Annotated in this window: 19 protein-coding genes and 1 riboswitch; of the genes, 10 read left to right on the top strand and 9 right to left on the bottom strand. The window is 52.1% G+C overall.

The window, feature by feature from the left end; genetic code table 11:
• Positions 1 to 54: 54 nt before the first annotated feature.
• On the bottom strand, positions 55 to 471 hold the full coding sequence (locus BLO43_RS03835; protein ID WP_090905921.1) for a gamma-butyrobetaine hydroxylase family protein: 417 nt from the start codon (positions 469 to 471) through the stop codon (positions 55 to 57).
• Positions 472 to 548: 77 nt separating this feature from the next.
• On the opposite strand from BLO43_RS03835, the gene BLO43_RS03830 reads away from it, so the two are divergent.
• Positions 549 to 1,703, top strand: a complete 1,155-nt coding sequence (locus BLO43_RS03830) for an FAD-dependent oxidoreductase (RefSeq protein WP_090905920.1) — start codon at positions 549 to 551, stop codon at positions 1,701 to 1,703.
• Between the two features lie 24 nt (positions 1,704 to 1,727).
• Here the strand turns inward: BLO43_RS03830 and BLO43_RS03825 are convergent, their stop codons facing one another.
• Positions 1,728 to 2,237, bottom strand: coding sequence for a DUF1269 domain-containing protein (locus BLO43_RS03825; protein ID WP_090905919.1), 510 nt, complete (start codon positions 2,235 to 2,237; stop codon positions 1,728 to 1,730).
• A 234-nt stretch (positions 2,238 to 2,471) separates the two neighbouring features.
• On the opposite strand from BLO43_RS03825, the gene BLO43_RS03820 reads away from it, so the two are divergent.
• The 4 genes from BLO43_RS03820 (at position 2,472) to lysS (ending at position 7,368) form a co-directional block, all read left to right on the top strand.
• Positions 2,472 to 3,596 carry an S-(hydroxymethyl)glutathione dehydrogenase/class III alcohol dehydrogenase gene (locus BLO43_RS03820; protein ID WP_090905918.1) on the top strand — a complete coding sequence of 375 codons (1,125 nt, stop codon included), beginning with the start codon at positions 2,472 to 2,474 and terminating at the stop codon, positions 3,594 to 3,596.
• Between the two features lie 110 nt (positions 3,597 to 3,706).
• A complete protein-coding gene (fghA, locus tag BLO43_RS03815) occupies positions 3,707 to 4,573 on the top strand; it encodes an S-formylglutathione hydrolase (RefSeq protein ID WP_090905917.1) in 867 nt (288 codons plus the stop codon).
• 149 nt (positions 4,574 to 4,722) lie between these two features.
• Positions 4,723 to 5,827 (top strand): peptide chain release factor 2 gene (prfB, locus tag BLO43_RS03810; RefSeq protein WP_139149235.1). Its coding sequence is split into 2 segments (ribosomal slippage): positions 4,723 to 4,803 and positions 4,805 to 5,827, totalling 1,104 coding nucleotides; the frame shifts between segments, so codons are not numbered across the junction.
• 8 nt (positions 5,828 to 5,835) lie between these two features.
• A complete protein-coding gene (lysS, locus tag BLO43_RS03805) occupies positions 5,836 to 7,368 on the top strand; it encodes a lysine--tRNA ligase (protein ID WP_090905915.1) in 1,533 nt (510 codons plus the stop codon).
• Between the two features lie 133 nt (positions 7,369 to 7,501).
• Here lysS and hpnA read toward each other — a convergent pair whose 3' ends face one another.
• From hpnA to BLO43_RS03785, 4 genes are all read right to left on the bottom strand, one after another.
• Complete coding sequence (gene hpnA / locus BLO43_RS03800; RefSeq protein ID WP_254773316.1) at positions 7,502 to 8,500, bottom strand: hopanoid-associated sugar epimerase; 999 nt, start codon at positions 8,498 to 8,500, stop codon at positions 7,502 to 7,504.
• 182 nt (positions 8,501 to 8,682) lie between these two features.
• Positions 8,683 to 10,335 (bottom strand): MutS-related protein, encoded by a 1,653-nt coding sequence (locus BLO43_RS03795; protein ID WP_175443851.1) that lies wholly within the window; start codon positions 10,333 to 10,335, stop codon positions 8,683 to 8,685.
• A 282-nt stretch (positions 10,336 to 10,617) separates the two neighbouring features.
• Positions 10,618 to 12,039 (bottom strand): TolC family outer membrane protein, encoded by a 1,422-nt coding sequence (locus tag BLO43_RS03790; RefSeq protein WP_175443850.1) that lies wholly within the window; start codon positions 12,037 to 12,039, stop codon positions 10,618 to 10,620.
• A 109-nt stretch (positions 12,040 to 12,148) separates the two neighbouring features.
• Positions 12,149 to 12,814 carry a protein-L-isoaspartate O-methyltransferase family protein gene (locus tag BLO43_RS03785; protein WP_090906081.1) on the bottom strand — a complete coding sequence of 222 codons (666 nt, stop codon included), beginning with the start codon at positions 12,812 to 12,814 and terminating at the stop codon, positions 12,149 to 12,151.
• Positions 12,815 to 12,877: 63 nt separating this feature from the next.
• Positions 12,878 to 12,984: riboswitch (TPP riboswitch) on the top strand.
• Positions 12,985 to 13,024: 40 nt separating this feature from the next.
• Between BLO43_RS03785 and thiC the strand changes: the two genes are divergently transcribed.
• Together thiC and BLO43_RS03775 are read left to right on the top strand one after the other, a co-directional pair.
• A complete protein-coding gene (gene thiC / locus BLO43_RS03780) occupies positions 13,025 to 14,932 on the top strand; it encodes a phosphomethylpyrimidine synthase ThiC (protein WP_090905912.1) in 1,908 nt (635 codons plus the stop codon).
• A 335-nt stretch (positions 14,933 to 15,267) separates the two neighbouring features.
• Positions 15,268 to 16,092 carry an undecaprenyl-diphosphate phosphatase gene (locus tag BLO43_RS03775; protein ID WP_090905911.1) on the top strand — a complete coding sequence of 275 codons (825 nt, stop codon included), beginning with the start codon at positions 15,268 to 15,270 and terminating at the stop codon, positions 16,090 to 16,092.
• A gap of 53 nt (positions 16,093 to 16,145) precedes the next feature.
• On the opposite strand, the gene BLO43_RS03770 is transcribed toward BLO43_RS03775, so the two are convergent.
• Positions 16,146 to 16,598 carry a rhodanese-like domain-containing protein gene (locus BLO43_RS03770; protein ID WP_090905910.1) on the bottom strand — a complete coding sequence of 151 codons (453 nt, stop codon included), beginning with the start codon at positions 16,596 to 16,598 and terminating at the stop codon, positions 16,146 to 16,148.
• A gap of 266 nt (positions 16,599 to 16,864) precedes the next feature.
• On the opposite strand from BLO43_RS03770, the gene glnA reads away from it, so the two are divergent.
• From glnA to BLO43_RS03755, 3 genes are all read left to right on the top strand, one after another.
• A complete protein-coding gene (gene glnA / locus BLO43_RS03765; RefSeq protein ID WP_090905909.1) occupies positions 16,865 to 18,274 on the top strand; it encodes a type I glutamate--ammonia ligase in 1,410 nt (469 codons plus the stop codon).
• A 102-nt stretch (positions 18,275 to 18,376) separates the two neighbouring features.
• Positions 18,377 to 19,126, top strand: coding sequence for a tetratricopeptide repeat protein (locus tag BLO43_RS03760; RefSeq protein WP_254773315.1), 750 nt, complete (start codon positions 18,377 to 18,379; stop codon positions 19,124 to 19,126).
• A 215-nt stretch (positions 19,127 to 19,341) separates the two neighbouring features.
• Complete coding sequence (locus BLO43_RS03755) at positions 19,342 to 20,598, top strand: putative Na+/H+ antiporter (RefSeq protein ID WP_090905908.1); 1,257 nt, start codon at positions 19,342 to 19,344, stop codon at positions 20,596 to 20,598.
• A gap of 66 nt (positions 20,599 to 20,664) precedes the next feature.
• On the opposite strand, the gene BLO43_RS03750 is transcribed toward BLO43_RS03755, so the two are convergent.
• Together BLO43_RS03750 and pbpG are read right to left on the bottom strand one after the other, a co-directional pair.
• A complete protein-coding gene (locus BLO43_RS03750) occupies positions 20,665 to 20,967 on the bottom strand; it encodes a LapA family protein (protein ID WP_090905907.1) in 303 nt (100 codons plus the stop codon).
• Between the two features lie 104 nt (positions 20,968 to 21,071).
• A complete protein-coding gene (pbpG, locus tag BLO43_RS03745) occupies positions 21,072 to 21,902 on the bottom strand; it encodes a D-alanyl-D-alanine endopeptidase (RefSeq protein WP_090905906.1) in 831 nt (276 codons plus the stop codon).
• Positions 21,903 to 21,982: the final 80 nt, after the last annotated feature.

The raw sequence follows: 21,982 nt of genomic DNA, 5'->3' as shown, positions 1-21,982 counted from the left end.
AAATTTTCAGTTTCTATATAGAAAATACACGTTTTTATCGTGCGACAATTAAAATTATCTTGATTCGGGTAGCTTATTCGATGCTCGCACACCCGTAACCGGCTCGCGACTTACACCCGCTTCTTCCATTCGGTCTAGATACCGTTGCCACATTTTATCCTGATGCAGACCGTAGTCATAGAGTAAATCCCATGAATACAGACCCGTATTATGACCATCGGAAAAAGTTAGCTGGATTGCGTAATTACCCACCGGTTCGATATGATTGATGTTCACGTCCTTCTTGCCCACTTGCAGCACCTCCTGCCCCGGGCTATGCCCACGCACTTCCGCAGAAGGCGAATAAACCCGGAGAAATTCACAGGGAATCCGGAAGGTTTTACCGTCTCCAAAAGAAATTTCCAGCAACCTGGACTTTCGATGTAATTTTATTTCAGTGGGATTGGGGGTATCTTTGCTTAGCCCTGCCATCTTGATAATCCTCCAGTCTAACCAAGTATGATAAACCAGCATGGGCAAAACTAAAACCTTGATGCGGGAAACAAGCTATTTCAACTGTTGTTGCCACCCCCTCACATAGCCTTCCTGGCTCCCGCGAACTGACGCTCATAGGGGGCGGGCACGCCCACGTCCTGTTACTGCGAAAGTTCGGCGAAGAACCGCTATGCGATGTTCGTTTGACCATGGTAAGCGACATAGAGCACGCAGCCTACTCTGGAATGCTGCCCGGTCATATAGGCGGCGTTTATGGCTGGGCGGAAATGCACATCGACTTGCGGCGATTATGTAGTTTCGCTGGCGCACGGTTCATCCATGCAAGAGTGTGCGGACTGGATCTCGGGCGGAAGCACGTGCTGATTGGCGATGGGACTTCACCTTTGCCCACCGATCTGGTTTCCATTAACGTGGGCGGCACACCCTGCATGAGCACCATAGCGGGGATAGATCAACGAGTGATTCCCTCCAAACCCGTGTCGTGCCTGCTGGCAGGCTGGGAAAGCGTCAAGGCTGCCGCATGGAACAGCATGCATCCACCGCAAATCGTTATCGTGGGTGGCGGCGCAGGCGGAGTGGAACTCGCGCTCGCCATGCATTCACAGCTTCGGGCCAAGGCTGAATTCGTTATTATTCACCGTGGACCACATCTGTTACCGGGGCACAATTTGCGTGCACAGCGTATTCTTACCAGGCTGCTGCGGGAGCGGAAATTGACCGCAATTATCAATGCCCAAGTGGTGGAAGTGACGCCGGATAAGGTGCGTCTTAATGACGGACGGTTGTTGACCGCGGATTTCATCTTCTGGGCCACGCAGACTGCGCCACCGGCGTGGCTCGCTGAGAGTGGCCTGGACACAACACCCGAAGGTTTCCTTCGGATCAAACCCACCTTGCAGACAATAAATTATCCCTGGATTTTTGCGGCAGGGGATGTAGCGGCCATTGAACATCAAAAGTTGCCAAAGTCGGGCGTCTTTGCCGTACGCATGGCAAAGACGCTGGGGGGTAACTTGCGCGCATATCTGTCAGGCCGTGTGCTTGGAGACTACCAGCCACAACGCTACAGCCTGAGTCTCATCGGCACCGCAGACGGGCGTGCGGTCGCCTCTTACGGGTGCATGGCGGCGCATTCCACGCATTTCTGGCGATGGAAAGACCGGATTGATCGCCGCTTTATGCGGCAGTTCCAGGAGCTGCCCGTATAACCCTGGTAACCCCTGATCCGCTGATCAGGGGAACGCCGGTATGATCGGTTCTGTTCCCTCAATCTCCACAGTAGGCAAATGCGCTTTTATACGGGCCTCAATATCCTCAACCCTGCCCTTCGGCACGTCGGCCAGAACCAGTAGTTGACCCGCCTCAATCGCCGCTTCGAACTGCTTGATCCTCGAACTGGCGGTGCTTACGCCTATCAGGCCGCCTGCCCATGCGCCAACTCCCGCTCCGGCGAGTGCGCTCGCCAGCAGAACACCCCCCGCGATGACCGTTGAGGCAGGAGGAAGCGCTAGTGCGACCAATCCGGCGAGTGCGCCAGCCGACCCGCCGAGCGCGAGTCCACGTTCCACGGCGGGAATAAAATCGGTTCTCTGAAGGAGATTGGCTTCCGGCAGATCCTCAAGCTCTGTACCGCGCTTTGCGACCACATGGATATGCCGCTCGTCGATTCGTGCCAGAAGCAGCTCGTCGACAATACGTTTGGTAATGGCGATATCGGGAACAAGAAAGTAGATTCGTCGCATCATGATCTCCTAAAAGTTTGTAAGATAATCACCCCTCAGGGAGGATGGAAATTTAAACCAACCTCATATTTATCATAGGACGGCTTACCTGAAAAAGCAATGTTCATGCGAATCACAACATGCTATAACGTGACATGAACCATCAAAACAGTGCTGAATATCGAATACTTTGTTCGATACTCATTTCATGCGGCGATGCCATGATAGCGAGAGAAGAAACGGAGAACAGACGATATGGAAACGATTAAAACACGGGCAGCGGTTGCCTGGAGTCCAGGACAACCGCTCAGTATCGAAGAAGTTGACCTGATGCCCCCACGAAAAGGCGAAGCACTGGTGCGTATCGTGGCCACGGGGGTATGTCATACGGACGCATTCACCCTGTCGGGAAGTGATCCCGAAGGCAAGTTCCCCGCTATCCTCGGTCATGAAGGAGGAGGCATCGTTGAGGCTTTGGGGGAGGGCGTAACCAGCGTGGCTGTGGGCGACCATGTTATCCCGCTCTACACGCCCGAATGCGGCGAGTGCAAATTCTGCAAATCGGGCAAGACCAATCTTTGTCAGGCGATACGTGCTACTCAGGGGCAAGGGCTGATGCCCGACGGCACCACGCGTTTTTTTAAGAATGGAAAACCCATCTATCACTATATGGGCACTTCAACCTTCTCCGAATATACGGTGATACCCGAGATCTCACTGGCAAAAATCAACAAGAAGGCACCCCTGGAAAAGGTCTGTCTGCTCGGATGCGGTGTAACGACAGGCTTGGGTGCCGTTGCCAAAACCGCGAAAGTGAAGGAAGGCGACACCGTTGCGGTTTTTGGGCTCGGCGGTATTGGTCTGGCCGTGATAATAGGGGCGGTAATGGCCAAAGCCGGGCGCATTATCGCGATCGACATCAATTCGGGAAAATTTGAGATAGCACGTCAACTGGGCGCCACCGATATAGTGAATCCCAAGGATTTTACCAGGCCGATTCAAGATGTCATTATCGAAATGACTGGCGGCGGCGTGGATTTTTCCTTCGAATGTATCGGTAACGTCAAAGTCATGCGTTCCGCACTGGAATGCTGCCACAAAGGTTGGGGTGAGTCAGTGATAATCGGTGTTGCCGGTGCGGGTGAGGAAATCTGTACCCGTCCATTTCAGTTGGTAACAGGACGTGTATGGCGTGGCTCGGCATTTGGCGGAGTAAAGGGCCGCACTGAACTTCCAGGCTACGTGCAGCGCTATCTTGATGGAGAATTTGAGCTCGACACTTTCATTACTCACACCATGGGGCTCGACGATATCAATACAGCATTTGACCTGATGCACGAGGGAAAATCCATTCGTACCGTGATTCATTTCAACAGATAAATCATCAGCACGCGTTTGACTCATCCCACAAAACCAGGTCGCGCCCTGCTGGCAGAATCGGGGACTCGCCGAAGTTTCCCCGGCTGAACTACGTATTGAGGATTCAGGATATGCCGGAATTGAAGCTCCTCTCATCCCATCTGTTATTCGATGGATCGCAAAAGCGCTACAGGCACCGTTCAGAATCGCTGAATTGCGAAATGAATTTTTCCATTTTTTTCCCACCCGGAATAAGCCATAACAAGAAAGTACCGGCGATTTATTGGCTATCGGGATTAACCTGTACCGATGAAAATTTCACCCTCAAAGCCGGTGCTCAACGTGTCGCGGCAGAACTTGGCGTTGCGCTGGTTATTCCGGATACCAGTCCACGAGGAAACGGCGTTGCAAGCGCTCCGGACGCTGCCTATGACTTGGGATTAGGCGCAGGCTTTTACGTGAACGCAACCCAGGCGCCCTGGAGTCACCATTACCGGATGTATGATTATGTCGTCGATGAGCTTCCGGCCCTGATTGAACAACACTTTCCTGTAAACGATCGGCGATCGATTTGTGGACATTCCATGGGCGGGCATGGCGCGCTGGTCATTGCCTTGCGTAACCCACAGCGCTATCAATCGGTATCCGCCTTCTCGCCTATCGCCAATCCGACGACCAGTCCCTGGGGCAAGAAAGCCTTTGGCCACTACCTGGGCGACGATGTAGAGAACTGGCGGGGCTATGATGCATCATTGCTGATTGAGGCTTCACGGGCATCGGAACACTTGCCAATGATGGTCGACCAGGGTGACGCGGATGAATTCCTGATCGAGCAACTGAAAACCGAACGTCTTATCGCCGTCTGCAAGACAGTCAATTATCCGGCGCAAATCACCCTGCGTGCAGGTTACGATCACAGTTATTTTTTCATCAGCACATTTATCGAAGGCCACCTGCGTTTTCATGCAAGAGCGCTTGGCCCGGATTTCAATTTATGAAACATTCGGATGTCCGCCTGGCAGTTGCACTTGCCATCTCAATTTTTTAATCACCAGGCGTCCCGCTGCTCGCTTTATAACTCAAACCCGACGGCAAATGCACTCCCCGCTTCCTGTATAATTGGTCCTTTTGGAAACGGCTCTCTCCTATGGAAGCGGAACAACTTAACGCCCTCTCCTATCAACTCGCCGATCTCGATAACCGGGCGATAGAATTACGGAGGTATCTTTGACTTCGATACCAAGCAGACACGTCTGAACGAACTTACCCGGCTGACGGAAGATCCCGCCATCTGGGATGATAATAAACGTGCCCAGGAATTGGGCCGCGAAAAAAAAATGCTGGAAGACGTTGTCATCACCCTGGAAACAGTCGGGCGACAACTGCACGATGCGCGAGACTTGTTCCAGATGGCAAGGGAGGAAGATGACGATGCCACGCTGCGGAGCATCGACAGCGATATCGTGCAACTGGAAAAGATCGTGGCGGAAATGGAATTCCGCCGCATGTTTTCCAATCCGATGGACCCTAATAATTGCTTCGTGGACATCCAGGCCGGTTCAGGCGGCACTGAAGCACAGGACTGGGCAGCGATGCTGGAACGCATGTATCTGCGCTTTTGTGAACGCCGCGGATACAGCGTGGAAGTGATGGAAGAATCGCCCGGTGAAGTTGCGGGCATCAAGAGCGCAAGTATCAAAATATCAGGTGATTATGCTTATGGCTATCTTCGCACCGAGACCGGCGTGCACCGGTTGGTGCGGAAATCCCCGTTCGATTCCGGCAATCGCCGGCATACCTCCTTTGCCAGCGTGTTTGTCTATCCCGAGGTGGATGAAACCATCGAAATAGAAATCAACCCGGCGGACTTGCGCGTCGACACTTTTCGCGCATCCGGCGCGGGAGGTCAGCACATCAATAAAACGGACTCTGCCATTCGCATCACCCACAATCCCACGGGTATCGTGGTGCAATGCCAGAGCGGCCGTTCCCAGCACCGCAATCGCGCAGACGCGATGGCCATGCTGAAATCGCGGCTGTACGAAGCGGAATTGCGTAAACGCAATGACGAAAAGCAAGCGATAGAAGACAGCAAAACCGATATCGGCTGGGGACACCAGATCCGCTCCTACGTACTGGACCAGTCACGCATCAAAGACTTGCGCACCAGCATCGAAACCGGCAATACCCAGGCGGTGCTCGACGGCGGACTGGACGATTTCATCGAAGCAAGTTTAAAGCAAGGCGTATAGGAGGCGTGATGGCGACGGACGGTATTTCAGAGAAAGGCGTGGATGAATCACTCGGCAGAGTAGAGACGGAGACGAAACTCGTTGAGGAGCGCCGCACCAAGCTGACTTTGCTGCGTGAAGCAGGTAACGCCTTTCCCAATGATTTTCGCCGCGAAGATTTCTCATCCGACCTCTATCGGCAATATGGCGAGCACGATAACGAAACGCTGGAAGCAACACCCAGGCTCGTGACCATTGCGGGACGCATGGTATTGAAGCGGGTGATGGGCAAAGCAAGCTTCGCCACTATCCAGGATATGAGCGGGCGCATCCAGCTTTACATCACTAATGATATTACCGGCGTGGAGGTACACGAAGCTTTCAAGCATTATGACCTCGGCGATATACTGGGTGCTCAAGGCACGCTCTTCAAAACCCGGACTGGCGAGCTTTCGATGCGCGTCACAACTCTGCGCTTGCTGACCAAGTCCTTGCGTCCTTTACCGGAAAAATTTCACGGTCTGACCGACCAGGAACAGAAATACCGCCAGCGTTATCTCGATCTGATTACTAACGAAAATACCCGCAAGGTCTTTATCACGCGATCCAGAATCATCCAGTCCATCCGCGAATTTTTTACTGCGGATGGTTATCTGGAAGTGGAAACACCGATGATGCATCCTATCCCCGGTGGCGCGACGGCACGACCTTTTGTCACTTACCACAATACGCTGGACATGCAATTGTATCTCCGCATCGCGCCGGAGCTATATTTGAAGCGTCTGGTGGTCGGTGGAATGGAAAAAGTATTTGAGATCAATCGCAATTTTCGTAACGAGGGCATCTCTACCCGGCACAATCCCGAATTCACCATGCTTGAATTTTATGAAGCTTATCGGGATTACACCTATCTGATGGACTTCACGGAAACCATGCTGCGGGAAATAGCGGCAAAAGTTTTGGGCGCCACTAATATAACGTATCAGGGACGGGAAATCGATCTGGCACAACCGTTCGCACGCCTTACCATTACCCAGGCAATCCGGAAATTTCACCCGGAATATACCGATGCACAACTCGGTGATCGCGCATTCCTGGTCAGCAAGTTGCGGGCGCTTGGCATTACTCACAAAACAGGGGATGGTATCGGTGGCCTGCAGCTATCGTTATTTGACGAAACCACCGAGCATTTACTATTCGAGCCAACTTTTATCGTTGATTACCCGGCGGAAGTCTCACCGCTTGCACGGCGCAATGATGTCAATCCCGAGATAACTGACCGGTTCGAGCTCTATATCGCTGGACGCGAAATCGCAAACGGCTTTTCCGAATTGAATGATTCCGAGGATCAGGCAGCACGCTTCCAGGAACAAGCCAGGGCCAAGGAAGCAGGCGATGCCGAAGCAATGCATTACGACGCCGATTACATCCGCGCGCTGGAATATGGCCTGCCCCCTACCGCGGGCGAAGGTATCGGCATAGACCGCCTGGTAATGCTGTTCACCGATAGCCCTAGTATTCGAGACGTCATCCTGTTCCCGCAATTGCGGCAAGAAGACTGAAGACAACATGCCTGAACCTGCTCCGCCTGCATGTTGACATACTTTTTCGATAATCCAGGATTTTTACCAAATCGACCCTGTTTTTGACGTTTCCCAAGCATCCTGCTCTATAGCGGAAATATTTTGGCGATCATCAATGCCTGTCGCAATAACCATTATCCTGAAACCAGGTCATCGCATCTTCAAGCGCCTCCACTGCGGGGCGATAACGATAACCCAGCACCCGTACAGCTTTTTCGCTGGAGTAAAACATCATTTTCTTTGCCATGCGCAAACTATCCACCGTCGCACGCGGCTCAACATTCGTCACCATTGCCATTTTTTCCATTAGCCAGGCAGCGGGTAAAATCATCTGGACGGGAATATTGAATCGCTTTGTCCGCTTGCCTCTAATCTCATCGATTGCCTGTAGTATTTGCAGTAAAGTCATGTTTTCACCGCCCAGGATATAGCGCTCCCCCGATTTTCCATGCGTATGAGCCAGCAGATGACCATATGCGATGTCGTCGGCATGGGCGACATTCAAACCGGTATTTACGTACGCCGGCATCCGGCCACGTAAGGTGTCAACCACGATACGTCCTGTCGGCGTGGGTTTGATGTCGCGCGGCCCTATCGGCGTGGACGGATTGACGATAACCAGCGGTAGCTTATGCTCATCGGTAATCCGCTGAACAATCTGTTCCGCCATGAACTTAGACCGCTTATAGTGCCCGGTCATCGACCCGAGACTGGAAGGCGTGTCTTCGGTGGCGGAGGTCCCATCCTGATGCGTTCCCAGCGTTGCCACGCTGCTGGTGTATATCATGCGTTTGATTCCAGCCTCCGCTGCTGCGAGTATCAGCGCCTCGGTCCCTTTGACATTGATGTCATACATGGTTTCGGGATTCGGCACCCATAGGCGGTAATCCGCGGCAACATGAAACAAACTATCGCAACCAGTAACCGCGCGCTTCAATGAGGGAGCGGAACGTAAATCACCTTCGGAAATTTCAACAGGTAACTTATGAAGATTTCTCCGATCACTTCCCGGCCTGACCAGGCACCGCACTTCGTGGCCGGCGTCCAGTAAACAGCGCGCGACCGCCGAACCAACAAAGCCGTTTGCGCCCGTAACCAATGATTTCATCATGCTCAACCTTTCTTCAGCTCTCGAATTGACCCAAGAGCCTATAAGCCGCGATTGCCTGGATGCCACATGCCGCACATACTCAATTCGACCCTATAACCGGCAAAAGAGGGCGTATATCAAACAAAAACCGTTAAACCGGGAGACTCGACGATATCCACGATCCGGCATCAGAATAAGCACGTTCATCCGTCAGCGTGGCGTGTTGCAAGGTGCTTCTCCACATCTTCTTTGCTGAAACCTAAGGCGGCAGCCACACGATCAGCATGGCTGACCCGGGACACACCTGGAACCAAACGATAAGTCGGGCCTTGAGACAAGAATTCACCCTGCAGGTAACGCCCAATTCCCTTGTTCTGCAAGCGCTCGCACAGCTCGTGATTATGAGTAACAAGTAATGTGCTTGCTCCAAGCTTGTGAAAGCCTGCAAGGACATATTCGGAAAGCTCCATCTTCTCCTCGAACGTTGTTCCTTCCGACAGCTCATCCAGTACAACGAGACTGCGCGCAGTGGAGTTGAAGAATATCTCGCGTGTACGCTTCAATTCATGGCCGAAGCGGCCCATCCCTTCATCCAATCGGCCCGGATCCGGCACCTGGTAAAAAATATGCTCCGCGAGTACCAGCTGTGCGGTAGCTGCGGGGATGTAACAACCGATCTGGCCCAATAACTGAATCTGGACCACGGTTTTACAATAGGCCGTCTTGCCACCGCTGTTAGGTCCCGTGATAACCAGCAACCGTCCTTTATCATCAAGCAGTATATCGTTCGGCACGTAGTCCGGATTCGTGCCGGCAAGTAGCGGATTTCTCGCTTCCGTAACGCTGAGGGAATGCCGCTCGCATTCGACTATCTCTGGCAGCACCATCTTTCCGCCAAAGGCAAGCGAGTAGCGATGAAACGATACGATTTCGTCAATCATACCCAACGCATCCAGTGCGCGCGCCAATTCCGGGCTCTGCTTGAACAGCTTGCGCAATGGATAGATGACGGAATCGCGATCGGATGCCGCGATTGCGAGCAGGAGGACGGGCAGAACCGGCACAGCCAGCACGAGTATCCCATATCCCAGATAAGCAATTCCGAAACTGGCGAGCATACTCTGGAAGAAATAAAGCGCTACGCCAAGCACCGCCAATGTTAACAGTATTGGAAGCGGCTTGATAATCGATGGTGTGAAGCGCGGAACGGGTAAAAAACGCGGTTTCTCCTCCCGCGTCTTGAACTTTCCTTCTACAGGATAAACGGGTCCCCGCATCAGGGAGTAAATACGAGAGGTCCCGAAGTCGCGAATGACCGTAAACAAGTCTCGCAGATATGGACTTTGCGGCTGTGGCAGCGTGTCCATCGCCTCGACCAGATCGACAACAAAGCCGGTACCATCAACAAACTGGTGGTAACCATAACCGCTAAATTCCATTTCATCTTTCCCGCTTCTGGAATTATCGATAGTGAAACCACCGGTAAAGGTACCGTAAAGTAATTGATACAACGAGCGTTCTTCCGGTGCCGCTGCTTTCAAGAAATGATGAAGCGCTTCTCGCAGACTGGAATTTGACTCAAGCTCACGCAACGCTTCCTGCTTTTTTCGAGCTAGCGCAGGGTCGGTCGCTGGACGCGCCAGCGACCGGTAAAGTACCGATTGTCCGGCATGCGTAACGGCATGATTGCAAGAATCAAATAATTGATTGATTTCAGTTGCGTCAAACGTCTTTGCATCCAGAACACCTTTGTCAGCATCTTTTGGACGCGTGTCGCGCACACCCGCCAACCGCTCGCCGCTGGCAAGGATAGGCGGCTGACTCCAGCAGGGATCAGAGATGGCTGGATCGTTCATGGTAGGGCTTGAGAACCTCTGAATAAATCCTCCATGAGCGTGTTGCAGGCAAAATCAGAGTGACTAAATAACTCGCCACAAGGGTCGTGGCGCCATTCACAATGGCTGGCAACGTGGTGAGCGAACCTCCCGTTTTATTGCAGCCTTCACCATTGAGGATGGGATTTTTCGAATTGCTTGCCTTATTATGCCGCGTTTGCTCTGGCTTCATCCAATATATAGATATTGCTATTGATCATAATACTAACCTATTAAACGAGCGGTCAACTACCGGATTTAGTGTTATTGAACATGAGACACTGAACTTGGATCTCGCCCATTGGAAGAGGAGACACCGACAGTACTTTTACTTACCAAGATATCATTTATCTGCCTCAAGTCTTCCTCATCCAGTTCGCCCGCTTCCGCCTCCAACCTTAGCCTGGACATGAGAAAATTGTAACGCGCCTGAGCGAGATCACGTCGCGCGGAATAGTGCAATTGCTGCGCATTCAATACATCCACTTCGGTTCTCACACCTACTTCCTGCCCGAGTTTGGTGGAATCCACTTGGCTTTGACTGGATGTTACCGCCTGTCGCAATGCTTTCATCTGCGCAATGCCGTTGGTAACATTAAGATACTGCTGACTTACTTGAAGCACACTGTTGCGTCGGGTATTGTTTAGATCCTGGAATACCTTTTCCTGAGTGGCCAGCGCTTCGCGTACGCGCGATTGCACTGCAAAACCCTGGAATATCGGAAAGTTCAACTGAATCCCGATTTCTTTTGTTGTCAGATCTATTGGCCGGCCGGTGACTGCCCCCCCGACACCTTTCTGATCACTGTATAGCGCGACTAGATCAACGGTCGGATAGTGTCCTGCCTTGGCTCGTTCCACTTCCTGTTTTGCGATTTCATACACTGACTGCTGAACTTTCATGGCAAGATTATTCTGTTCCGCCACGCTGATCCAATCCTGCATGTTTGCATACTTCAGGTTGAACAGATCGGCAGAATTGGCAGAATTCTCGTTTGGACGCACCAGGTTGTCCGGCAAACGGCCAATAATTTGTTGCAATGCGCGTTTTCGAACTTCCAGATCGTTCCGGGCGACAATCTCCTGCGAGAGAGATAAATCAAACCGCGCCTGGGCTTCGTGGGTGTCGACAATGGTAACTGTTCCCACCTGAAAGTTACGCTTGGCCTGTGCAAGCTGCTCTCCGATGGCTTTCTTCTGGGCTTCCGCCACTTCCAGATTTATCAGCGCCAATAGAATGTCAAAATAAGCCTGCGCCACACGCAGGATCAGCTCCTGGGCTGCAATAATGAACTGGGAATCCGCTTGCGCAACCTGAATCTTGGATTGTTCATAGATTACGAAATTTTCCTTCCTATAAAGCGGCTGAGTTGCCGTAAGCGTTACGCTGGAAGGATCAATGGTAACTGGGGCTGGATTGTTCTGGATGCCTCCAACCCCCGTCGTGGTACCTACATCGATATACTGTCTCCGACGCACAGCCCCAAGGGTGATGGTAGGCAGTAGCCCGGCCCGGCCCTGCGGCAATTTCTCCTGGGCCGCCTGATGCGCGGCACGTGCGGCGCTATACTGCGCGTCCTGTTCCAACGCCTCACGATAAATTTCCATGAGGTCACTCGCATGAAGCGGGGTATGAAAAGCCGCGCCAGCAATTAATAACGCGTAAATATATTGCGAAATCTTCACTTTGATCCAGATTGTCTTATTCTGCCGGGAGAAGAAGAACATCCCCCGATTGAGCCCAGCTAATAAGTCCGTCAAGCGGGCACGCAATTCGCGAAGTTGATCTGGAAGATCAAAATGTGAATCTCGCCGGCTGCTTTGCATTTTTTAGCGGAGCAATACAGGTCTCGAACAGACCCACTGTATTGTATGAGCCTGTTTTCTCTCCCTGTGCTACACAAGTGACGAGCAGTGCCTGCATCACCGGCGCATCACCCACCACCGCGAACAAGCGCCCGCCGGTTTTGAGGCTTTGCTGAAACGCCTCCGGTAAAACCGGCGTGGAGCCGGTCAGCACGATAACGTCATAAGGCCCATGCCCGGGCCAGCCACAGGCTGCATCGCCTAATTCCACCGTCACATTGCCGATCTCATGAGCCTGAAGATTTTTCTCCGCCATGGCTTTCAGTTCCGGCACGATTTCCACGCTATAGACATATTCACCTTTCTTTGCCAGTAAGGCAGAAAGGTAGCCGCTACCGCTACCGACCTCCAGAATCCTGTCAGTCTCTTTAATTTGGAGTTCCTGCAAAATGCGCGCCTCAAACTTGGGAGCAAGCATCACTTCACCGTATCCCAGCGGGATTTCCATATCGACAAACGCAAGGGAGCGGTATGCCCGGGGGACAAACTCCTCGCGTCGCAACTCAAACAATAATTTGAGAACTTCCTGATCCAGCACATCCCAGGGGCGAATTTGCTGTTCCACCATATTAAACCGGATTTGTTCGAGATCCATGTCCAGCCCTATATAAATTGTCATCACAGACTTGCAATTATTCCACATTTCCATTAGCTTCACAGCAGCAGCTAGGGGTCCGTTTCCGGAATCATCCGGTAAACCGGTGAGATAGTCCCTTAACACCTGATACGGGTAATGCCGCCGTAGGGAAGCTGGGATTAGCCGTCCCGCTCGTTTATGGCACCTAAAGACTTAAAGGAGCGTACTATGAATGCAACAGTTTTAAATCCAGCCCAATTCCCCTCTCCGTTTTCAAGCAAGACCGCCCATGTTGATGAAGGGGCGGTCAAGCCTTTGCCCCAGTCCCGCAAAGTTTATGTGCAAGGGTCCCGCCCGGATATTCAGGTACCGATGCGGGAAATCAGCCAATCCGATACGCCCGCCAATATGGGCACGGAGGAGAATCCCCCGATTTATGTCTATGATACTTCCGGCCCCTACACCGACCCCGCGGCAAAAATAGATATCCGTTCCGGCTTGCCGCCGTTACGCGAGAAGTGGATAGACGCACGGAACGACACGGAAGTTCTCTCCGGCCCCGCTTCCGCCTATGGCAGGCAGCGTCTGACCGATCCCCAGTTGGCGGAAATGCGCTTCGATCTTAAGCGCCAGCCACGTTGCGGACGGACAGGAGCGAACGTAACACAAATGCACTATGCCCGTCGCGGCATTATCACGCCGGAAATGGAATACGTCGCCATACGGGAAAATCAGCGTTGCGAACATCTGGGTGCCCAGCGCCGGGAATTGCTTACACGCCAGCATCCGGGGCACGATTTTGGCGCGCTCCTGCCACAGCATATCACACCGGAATTCGTACGTGACGAGGTGGCCCGGGGCCGCGCCATCATCCCTGTCAACATTAATCATCCCGAATCTGAACCGATGATTATCGGGCGCAATTTTCTGGTGAAGATTAATGCGAATATCGGCAACTCCGCGCTGGGTTCAAGCATCCAGGAGGAAGTCGAGAAAATGACTTGGGCCATCCGTTGGGGCGGTGACACGGTTATGGATCTTTCGACTGGAAAGAATATCCACGAAACCCGTGAATGGATCATCCGTAACAGTCCAGTCCCCATTGGCACGGTACCGATTTATCAGGCATTGGAAAAAGTGAATGGCAAGGCGGAAGATCTTACTTGGGAAATTTTTCGCGATACCTTGATCGAACAGGCGGAACAGGGCGTGGACTACTTCACCATCCATGCGGGTGTGCGGCTTGCCTATGTTCCCATGACGGCAAAGCGCTTGACCGGCATTGTTTCACGCGGCGGCTCGATCATGGCTAAGTGGTGTCTCGCGCATCACCAGGAAAGTTTTCTGTATACCCGCTTCGAGGAAATCTGCGAAATCATGAAGGCTTATGACGTCAGTTTCTCTCTCGGTGATGGTCTGCGTCCAGGCTCTATCTACGACGCCAATGATGAAGCCCAGTTTGCGGAACTGAAAACCCTTGGCGAACTGACCCAGGTGGCGTGGAAACATGACGTGCAGGTAATGATCGAGGGCCCTGGCCACGTACCCATGCATCTCATCAAGGAAAACATGGATTTGCAACTGGAATATTGCGCGGAGGCGCCTTTCTATACGTTGGGCCCGCTCACTACCGACATCGCGCCGGGCTATGATCACATCACATCCGCAATCGGCGCCGCCATGATCGGTTGGTATGGCACGGCGATGCTATGTTACGTCACGCCCAAGGAGCACCTTGGTCTGCCGGATAAGGACGACGTAAAGGACGGCATCATCACCTACAAAATTGCCGCTCACGCGGCAGACCTGGCAAAAGGGCACCCGGGTGCGCAAATACGCGATAATGCACTGTCCAAGGCACGCTTCGAATTCCGCTGGAACGACCAGTTCAACCTCGGCCTCGATCCCGACAAGGCCAAGCAGTTCCACGACGAAACCTTACCGCAGGAAGGCGCCAAACTCGCGCATTTCTGCTCGATGTGCGGGCCCCATTTCTGCTCGATGAAAATAACCCAGGATGTGCGGGATTACGCCGCCAGTCAGGGAGTCAGCGAAAATCAGGCTCTCGAAAAGGGCATGGAAGAGAAAGCCATCGAGTTCGTGACGAAGGGGGCGGAGATTTATAGCAAGATATAATTTGCCATAGCACATGTATTTAACCTAAATTTAACCTAAGTCCGGGAGTTGGCCGGATTTAGGTTTAATGTGCAGGGAAATGGTTTTGGGAAGCCAAATTACAACAGATCAACAATTCCTGAAACTGCCTGCCCGGAGACTGGAACTTCAATATTTTGAGGTCTTCTTTAGCCTGAAGCGGGAGTTCGGTGCGATAATACCGAAAATATAATCACCCGATCGAATCGCGACAACCATTCTCTATCGGATACTCCCATTGTCCAGTAACACCCTGACTCACTTGTGCTCATGCATGCCTATCCGGGGTCAAATGCTTTTCTCCGGATAATCGCCGCATGGATTGGCTTCTGCTCATCAAGGCCTTAATCCTCGGCATTGTCGAGGGCTTGACCGAATTCCTCCCGATTTCCTCGACCGGCCATCTAATCCTGGTAAGTGACTTGCTCGACTTCAATGACGAGAAAGGCAAAGTATTCGCAATTGTGATTCAACTAGGCGCAATATTGGCGGTATGCTGGGAGTATCGCGTCAAGATTGGTGGTGTAGTGAGGAATATTGGCTCAAGCGAGGACGCGAACCGCTTTGTGTTGAATCTTTTCATCGCGTTTCTGCCCGCTGCCATTCTCGGTCTCCTGTTCATCAAAACGATCAAGCAATATCTGTTTCATCCGGTTCCGGTGGCAATGGCGTTTATCATCGGGGGAATTCTGATTCTTTGGGCTGAGCGCAGAAAGCATGTAGTCGATGTCGACCGGGTTGAGGACATGGACTGGAAACATGCGCTGAAGGTTGGATTGATGCAGTGCCTCGCGCTGATACCCGGTACTTCACGCTCGGGCGCAACCATTATTGGCGGCCTCTTTTTTGGCTTGTCACGCAAGGCGGCGACCGAGTTCTCTTTTTTTCTGGCGATACCCATCATGTTTGCGGCCACTTTCTACGATGTCTACAAACATCGCGACATACTGCATTTCGACGATATTGGCGTATTCATAGTGGGATTTGTGGCTTCGTTCATCAGCGCGCTATTGGCAGTACGGGGCTTGTTGCGTTTTATCAGCCATCATGACTTCACCGTATTTGCGTGGTACCGAATTGGATTCGGGATCATTGTGCTGGCTACCGCTTATTCCGGGTTGGTCAAATGGTCGGCAGCGTAGATTTATATCAGGATAGAAACAATTTACCGGTTTCTTGATTCCCAATTTCTGACTCAACCCTGTACCCACGGCAGTCCTGCGGCTTTCCACCCACCTCTGGTGCCACGGTGACCGGTCGCGTCCTTGTCGCCTTCAAAGCCTTCTAGAATGTTGTAACAATTTGCGTAACCCGAGTCGGTGGCAATAGCGGCAGCTTGATGCGAGCGGCCGCCACTGCGGCAGATGAACATCACCATGGATTCCTTATCTACCTGGCTTGAGAGATAGTTGAGAAAGTCCGGGTTGGCACGCATGCCGGGGTAGGACTGCCATTCGATTTCAACCGCACCTGGAATTCGTCCCACCCAATCCCATTCAGCCCGGGAGCGGACGTCCACCAACGTGGCACCGGGGGCTTCCTGCAGCAACGTCAGTGCTTCAGCAGGGAGTAATGCGCCTTCATAGGGCAAATTCATTTCTCTGGCACGTTGTTGCGCCCTTTCGAGTATTGCAGTGATGGTTTCCATATGAACTTCAGATAGCAATGATTGAAAGATGCAATGTTATTCCTTTTTGAAGCACGTGTAACCTAAGGCACTTCGATGCAAGCCCGTCATTCAGTATGGCGTCCCCCACCCGCTATACGGCCCCATTTTAATAATTTGATCGCACCCTTTGGCACAATGTTTGATTCGTTTGAAGTAATGACGACGTTCGTACTGATATAATTCCCATTTTGTGCGCCTTGTGACGTATCTTTATCGAATAACTGAATTCCGGTCTGGAGAAAAATATGGCGGTAGTTGATGTTCTTAAAATGATTCAGGAAAACGAAATCAAGTTCGTTGATCTGCGTTTTACCGATACCCGCGGTAAAGAGCAGCATGTGACGCTTCCAGCTCACGCATTTGATGCGGATAAGCTTGAGGACGGCCATGCGTTCGATGGCTCTTCCATTGCCGGCTGGAAGGGTATTCAGGCTTCCGACATGTTGCTGGTGCCCGATCCCGAGACCGCTCATATGGATCCGTTCATGGATGAGGCTACATTGCTCATCACCTGTGACGTGGTCGAACCTTCGGATGGCAAGGGTTATGACCGTGATCCGCGTTCGTTGGCAAAACGTGGCGAAGCCTATCTCAAATCGACCGGCATCGGCGATACCGCATACTTCGGCCCCGAACCCGAATTCTTCATTTTTGACTCTGTCACCTGGCATGCGGACATGTCCGGTTGTTCAGTAAAAATAGAATCCGAGGAAGCGGCGTGGAATTCCGCGGAAAAATACGAAGGAGGCAATACAGGGCACCGGCCGGCCGTAAAAGGTGGATATTTCCCCGTTCCTCCGATCGACTCTTTGCACGACATTCGTTCTGCCATGTGTCTGGCGCTGGAAGAGATGGGGGTGGAGGTTGAAGTCCACCACCACGAAGTCGCAACTGCCGGGCAGTGCGAAATCGGCACCAAGTACAGCAGCCTGGTAAAGCGTGCTGACTGGACCCAGGTATTCAAATATGTGGTGCACAACGTGGCCCACTCTTACGGCAAAACGGCAACCTTCATGCCAAAACCCATTGTCGGAGACAACGGTTCCGGCATGCATGTGCATCAATCAATCTGGAAGGCCGGACAAAATCTGTTTTCGGGAAATGGCTATGCCGGACTTTCCGAAATGGCGCTATTTTACATCGGCGGCATTATCAAACATGCCAAGGCCTTGAATGCCATTACCAATCCAGGCACCAATTCCTACAAGCGCCTGGTTCCGGGTTTTGAAGCGCCGATCAATCTTGCCTACTCGGTAAGCAACCGATCCGCCGCGGTGCGGATCCCTTATGCCAACAGTCCCAAAGGAAGGCGCATCGAAGTGCGTTTTCCCGATCCCACCGCCAATCCCTATTTGGCCTTCACTGCGTTAATGATGGCGGGACTGGACGGCATCCAGAACAAGACGCATCCGGGTGACCCCATGGACAAGAATCTTTATGATCTTCCTCCCGAAGAAGCGGCGAGCATTCCGAATCCCTGCGTTTCGCTGGATGAAGCGCTGGACAACCTGGACAAGGATCGCAATTTCCTCACCCGCGGCGGCGTGTTTTCAAATGATATGATCGATGCCTACATCGAGCTCAAGATGGAGGAAGTCACGCGCTTTCGCATGACCACTCATCCGGTAGAATTTGATATGTACTACAGCCTATAGGGCTCCATAATTTTAGTGTGCGTTCGCCCGTTCCCGAACGCGGCAAGTATTGGAATCCGGCAGATACCGCTCATTTCTCACACATTTTTTTAGCTGAACGCTATGACCCATAAAAACATCTTGAGCAACCTGATTCTCTTTCAAGGGGAAAGTTCTCTACGTAGCGAATCCAAGACTACAGGAAAATACTCGAGGAATATTCTGGCTGTTTCATTGCTAGCCGCTCTCTCGCTGACACTTGCGGGTTGTGGCGAAAAAGCGCCAGTAGAGACGCCCAAGACAGAAGCGCCGGCTAAACTTGCGGATGAGTTTACGTCCGAAAAGGAAATTCCGTCAATATTGGAGAAAGAGTTAACACCGGAAGAAAAGTCTGCGCTAATGGACAAGATAATGCCGTCATCCCCAAATGAGCCAACGCCGGAAGAAAAATTTCTGAAATTAAGAAAAGATGCGGATGCTGGAGATCCAAAAGCGCAAAATGGTCTCGGTGTGATGTACTACACCGGCGAAGCCATATCCAAGGACTCATCGGGCAGGATTTTAAGCAACGATCCCGAGACAGCCGCGGCGTGGTTTCACCGATCTGCTGCGCAGGGGTATGCCGACGCGCAATTCAATCTCGGCTTGATGTATGCCAATGGTGAGGGGGTATCAAAAGACGCCGCCAAGGCCATAGAATTATTTCAAAAAGCTGCTGATCAGGGAAATGTCGATGCGCAAAATAATCTGGGGGTGATGTATTACTCCGGTGAAGGTGTACCAAGAGATGCCGCCAAAGCCAAGGAGTGGTTTGAAAAAGCCGCCGCGCAGGGCAATGCGGATGCGCAAGCCAATCTCGATGCGATGAAATGAATCTGTTGCGGTGACTTTATTTATCAATTCCGTGTCAGCGGTAACGCGATAGAGAATGCAAACCCAATATATAGCGTTGACCTAACTTGTCCAGCAAACCTTCCGGTCAGATTCAAGTAGCAAAGATCCTTTCGAGCATATGGCCTGTAGATTCCCTGCATATCCCGCCCGTCCATGAGCATGCTCCCCCCGCAACACTGCCCATCAGGCAGTGAATGAATCCTACTTCTATTGAGATTGTTGGCGCGATCCTGTTTGGCATTGCGCTGGTTCACACTTTTTCGACCCGGTTCTTCGAGCGGCTGGCGCACACTCGCCCGGCCCACGCAGGTATTTGGCATTATCTGGGCGAGGTGGAGGTAGTTTTCGGCTTCTGGGCAATGATTCTGGTCATTGTGATGCTGATCATTGAAGGTAAAGATGCCGCAACCACCTATCTCAATGGCCAGAGTTTTACTGAACCGATGTTCGTGTTCGCAATCATGGTAGTTGCGGGCAGCCGCCCTATCCTGCAATTCGCCATGTTATGCGTAAGAACGATCGCGCAGCGAATTCCCTGGTCCGATGGGAAAGCATTTTATTTCGTCACGCTATCATTTGTCCCCTTGCTGGGGTCATTGATCACCGAGCCGGCAGCCATGACACTGGCCGGTTTGATTCTGCTTCAGCGTTATTACTCCAGGGAAATCTCGACGCGGCTCAAATACGCCACCCTCGGCGTTCTGTTCGTCAACATCTCGATCGGCGGAACCATGACATCGTTCGCCGCGCCGCCTGTACTCATGGTGGCCGGCAAGTGGGGATGGGACAGTACTTTTATGTTGACCACATTCGGCTGGAAGGCCGCGCTTGCCGTGCTGGTGAATGCCCTGGCGGCCACTCTTCTATTTCAACGCGAATTATCGAAAATAAAGAATGAAGGGAATGCGCCGCACGTTGAAGTCCCCTTACTGGTGGTGCTTGTACATCTGGTCTTTCTGATTGGAGTCGTGGTATTTGCGCATCACCCGGTTGTCTTCATGGGACTGTTGCTCTTCTTCATCGGGTTTACCCATGCCTATGAACGCTACCAGGATCCACTGATCCTGCGTGAAGGGTTGATGGTTGGTTTTTTTCTGGCTGGTCTGGTTGTGTTGGGGGGATACCAGAAATGGTGGCTGCAACCCCTATTGGCGGACATGGACAATACCACACTCTATTTCGGCGCCACCCTTCTTACGGCGTTCACCGATAACGCAGCGCTTACTTATCTCGGTTCTCTGCTGGAGGGGACGAGTGCGGAGTTCCGTTACGCGCTCGTCGCCGGGGCCGTCACAGGTGGCGGCCTGACGGTCATTGCCAATGCACCCAATCCAGCGGGCTTTTCCATCCTTAAAGGCTCCTTCAAGGATGGGGCGATTCATCCGTTAGGTTTGCTGGCGGCCGCGCTTCCCCCAACATTTGTTGCCATTCTTGCTTTTCAGTTGCTTTAGCCCGGATAATTATTAGAACGCGAGAGGATGGCGAGGCGGGTTGCGGTACGTGAAATCTGCTCCATTCTAGAATCCATATGGTGCGGGAGGGGTATCTTTCTTTGTGGCGCGCAAATCATCATTCTCGGTGCGTAGCATGTCGACCTGTTTACGCAGACGGCTTATCGAAATTCGCTCACGCAGCATGGTCGGCACTGTCACCAATGCACCAATGAGCGCACCCAGGCCAAAGCATGCCGCAATCACCACGGCGAGAGAAGCATCAACACGCCATAGAAAAAACACGACGCTGACGGACACGGCATTCTGGACCGCGAACATGACAATCAGGAAAATAACGACGAGTGCGGTAATCAGCTGTAATTGCATAACGGCTCCATTCCCAGATGACAGCCTCCCGCGTTAATGCAGTTGTCAGATTAGATTAGGCCGAAACTCGAAAATCGTTGCAGTGGCGCACCAGAAAAAACCATTCAACCGCGAACCTTGCGAGTGAGGCCGGTCTCCATCCATTTCTTGATACGATTGGCGTCGCCGATACGGGTATTCTTTCCTGCGGAATCAAGCAATACAATAATAACCGGCCTACCGGTTATTTTTGCCTGCATCACCAGGCAGCGGCCAGCTTCGCTAAGAAAGCCCGTTTTTGATATGCCGATATCCCAACTTCCGCTATGTACCAGACGGTTGGAGTTAGTAAACCGCAAGCTGCGATCGTCGTCTTCAAATTCCACCGCGTGCGCGGTGGTAGTGGAAAATTCACGGATGATGTGGTAATCCTCCGCGGCATCGACCAGTTTTGCCAGATCACGAGCCGTGGAAACGTTGGCCCGGTTTAGTCCCGTTGAGTCAACAAAATAACTATTGCCCATGCCGAGCTCAAACGCCTTATCATTCATTGCCACAACAAATGCACGGATTCCCCCCGGGTAAGCGCGTCCCAATGCAGCGGCAGCTCGATTTTCTGAAGACATCAGCGCCAACCGCAATAGTTCCTGACGAGTGAGACTTGCTCCTACCCGCAAACGTGAGCGGGTGTTTTTGAGAACGTCGATGTCGGCGGCTTCAATCATGATTTCTTCGCCAAGTGGTAGTTTTGCATCAAGTACCACTATTGCCGTCATCAGCTTGGTAATGGAAGCGATTGGCATCACCGTGTCCGGATTCTTGGTGTAAAGAATACGTCCATGCTGCGTGTCCAGAATCAGCGCAGCTTGTGACCTGAGATTCAACCCGCCCGACTGGGCGAACGCGCCACCGGCAAATGCAAACATGACACAAACCGCAAAGATAATTTTTCTCATTCTGTCTTTATCTAGTGGAAGAATTCATCTGCTCACCCGCGAATCGGAAAATCAGCATCGGCATCGGATACGTTAACAAA

Source organism: Nitrosospira sp. Nsp13, assembly GCF_900101945.1.
Lineage (GTDB): Bacteria > Pseudomonadota > Gammaproteobacteria > Burkholderiales > Nitrosomonadaceae > Nitrosospira > Nitrosospira multiformis_D.
Note: the sequence above shows the minus strand (reverse complement) of the source record. Positions and strands in the feature narration are given on the sequence as shown.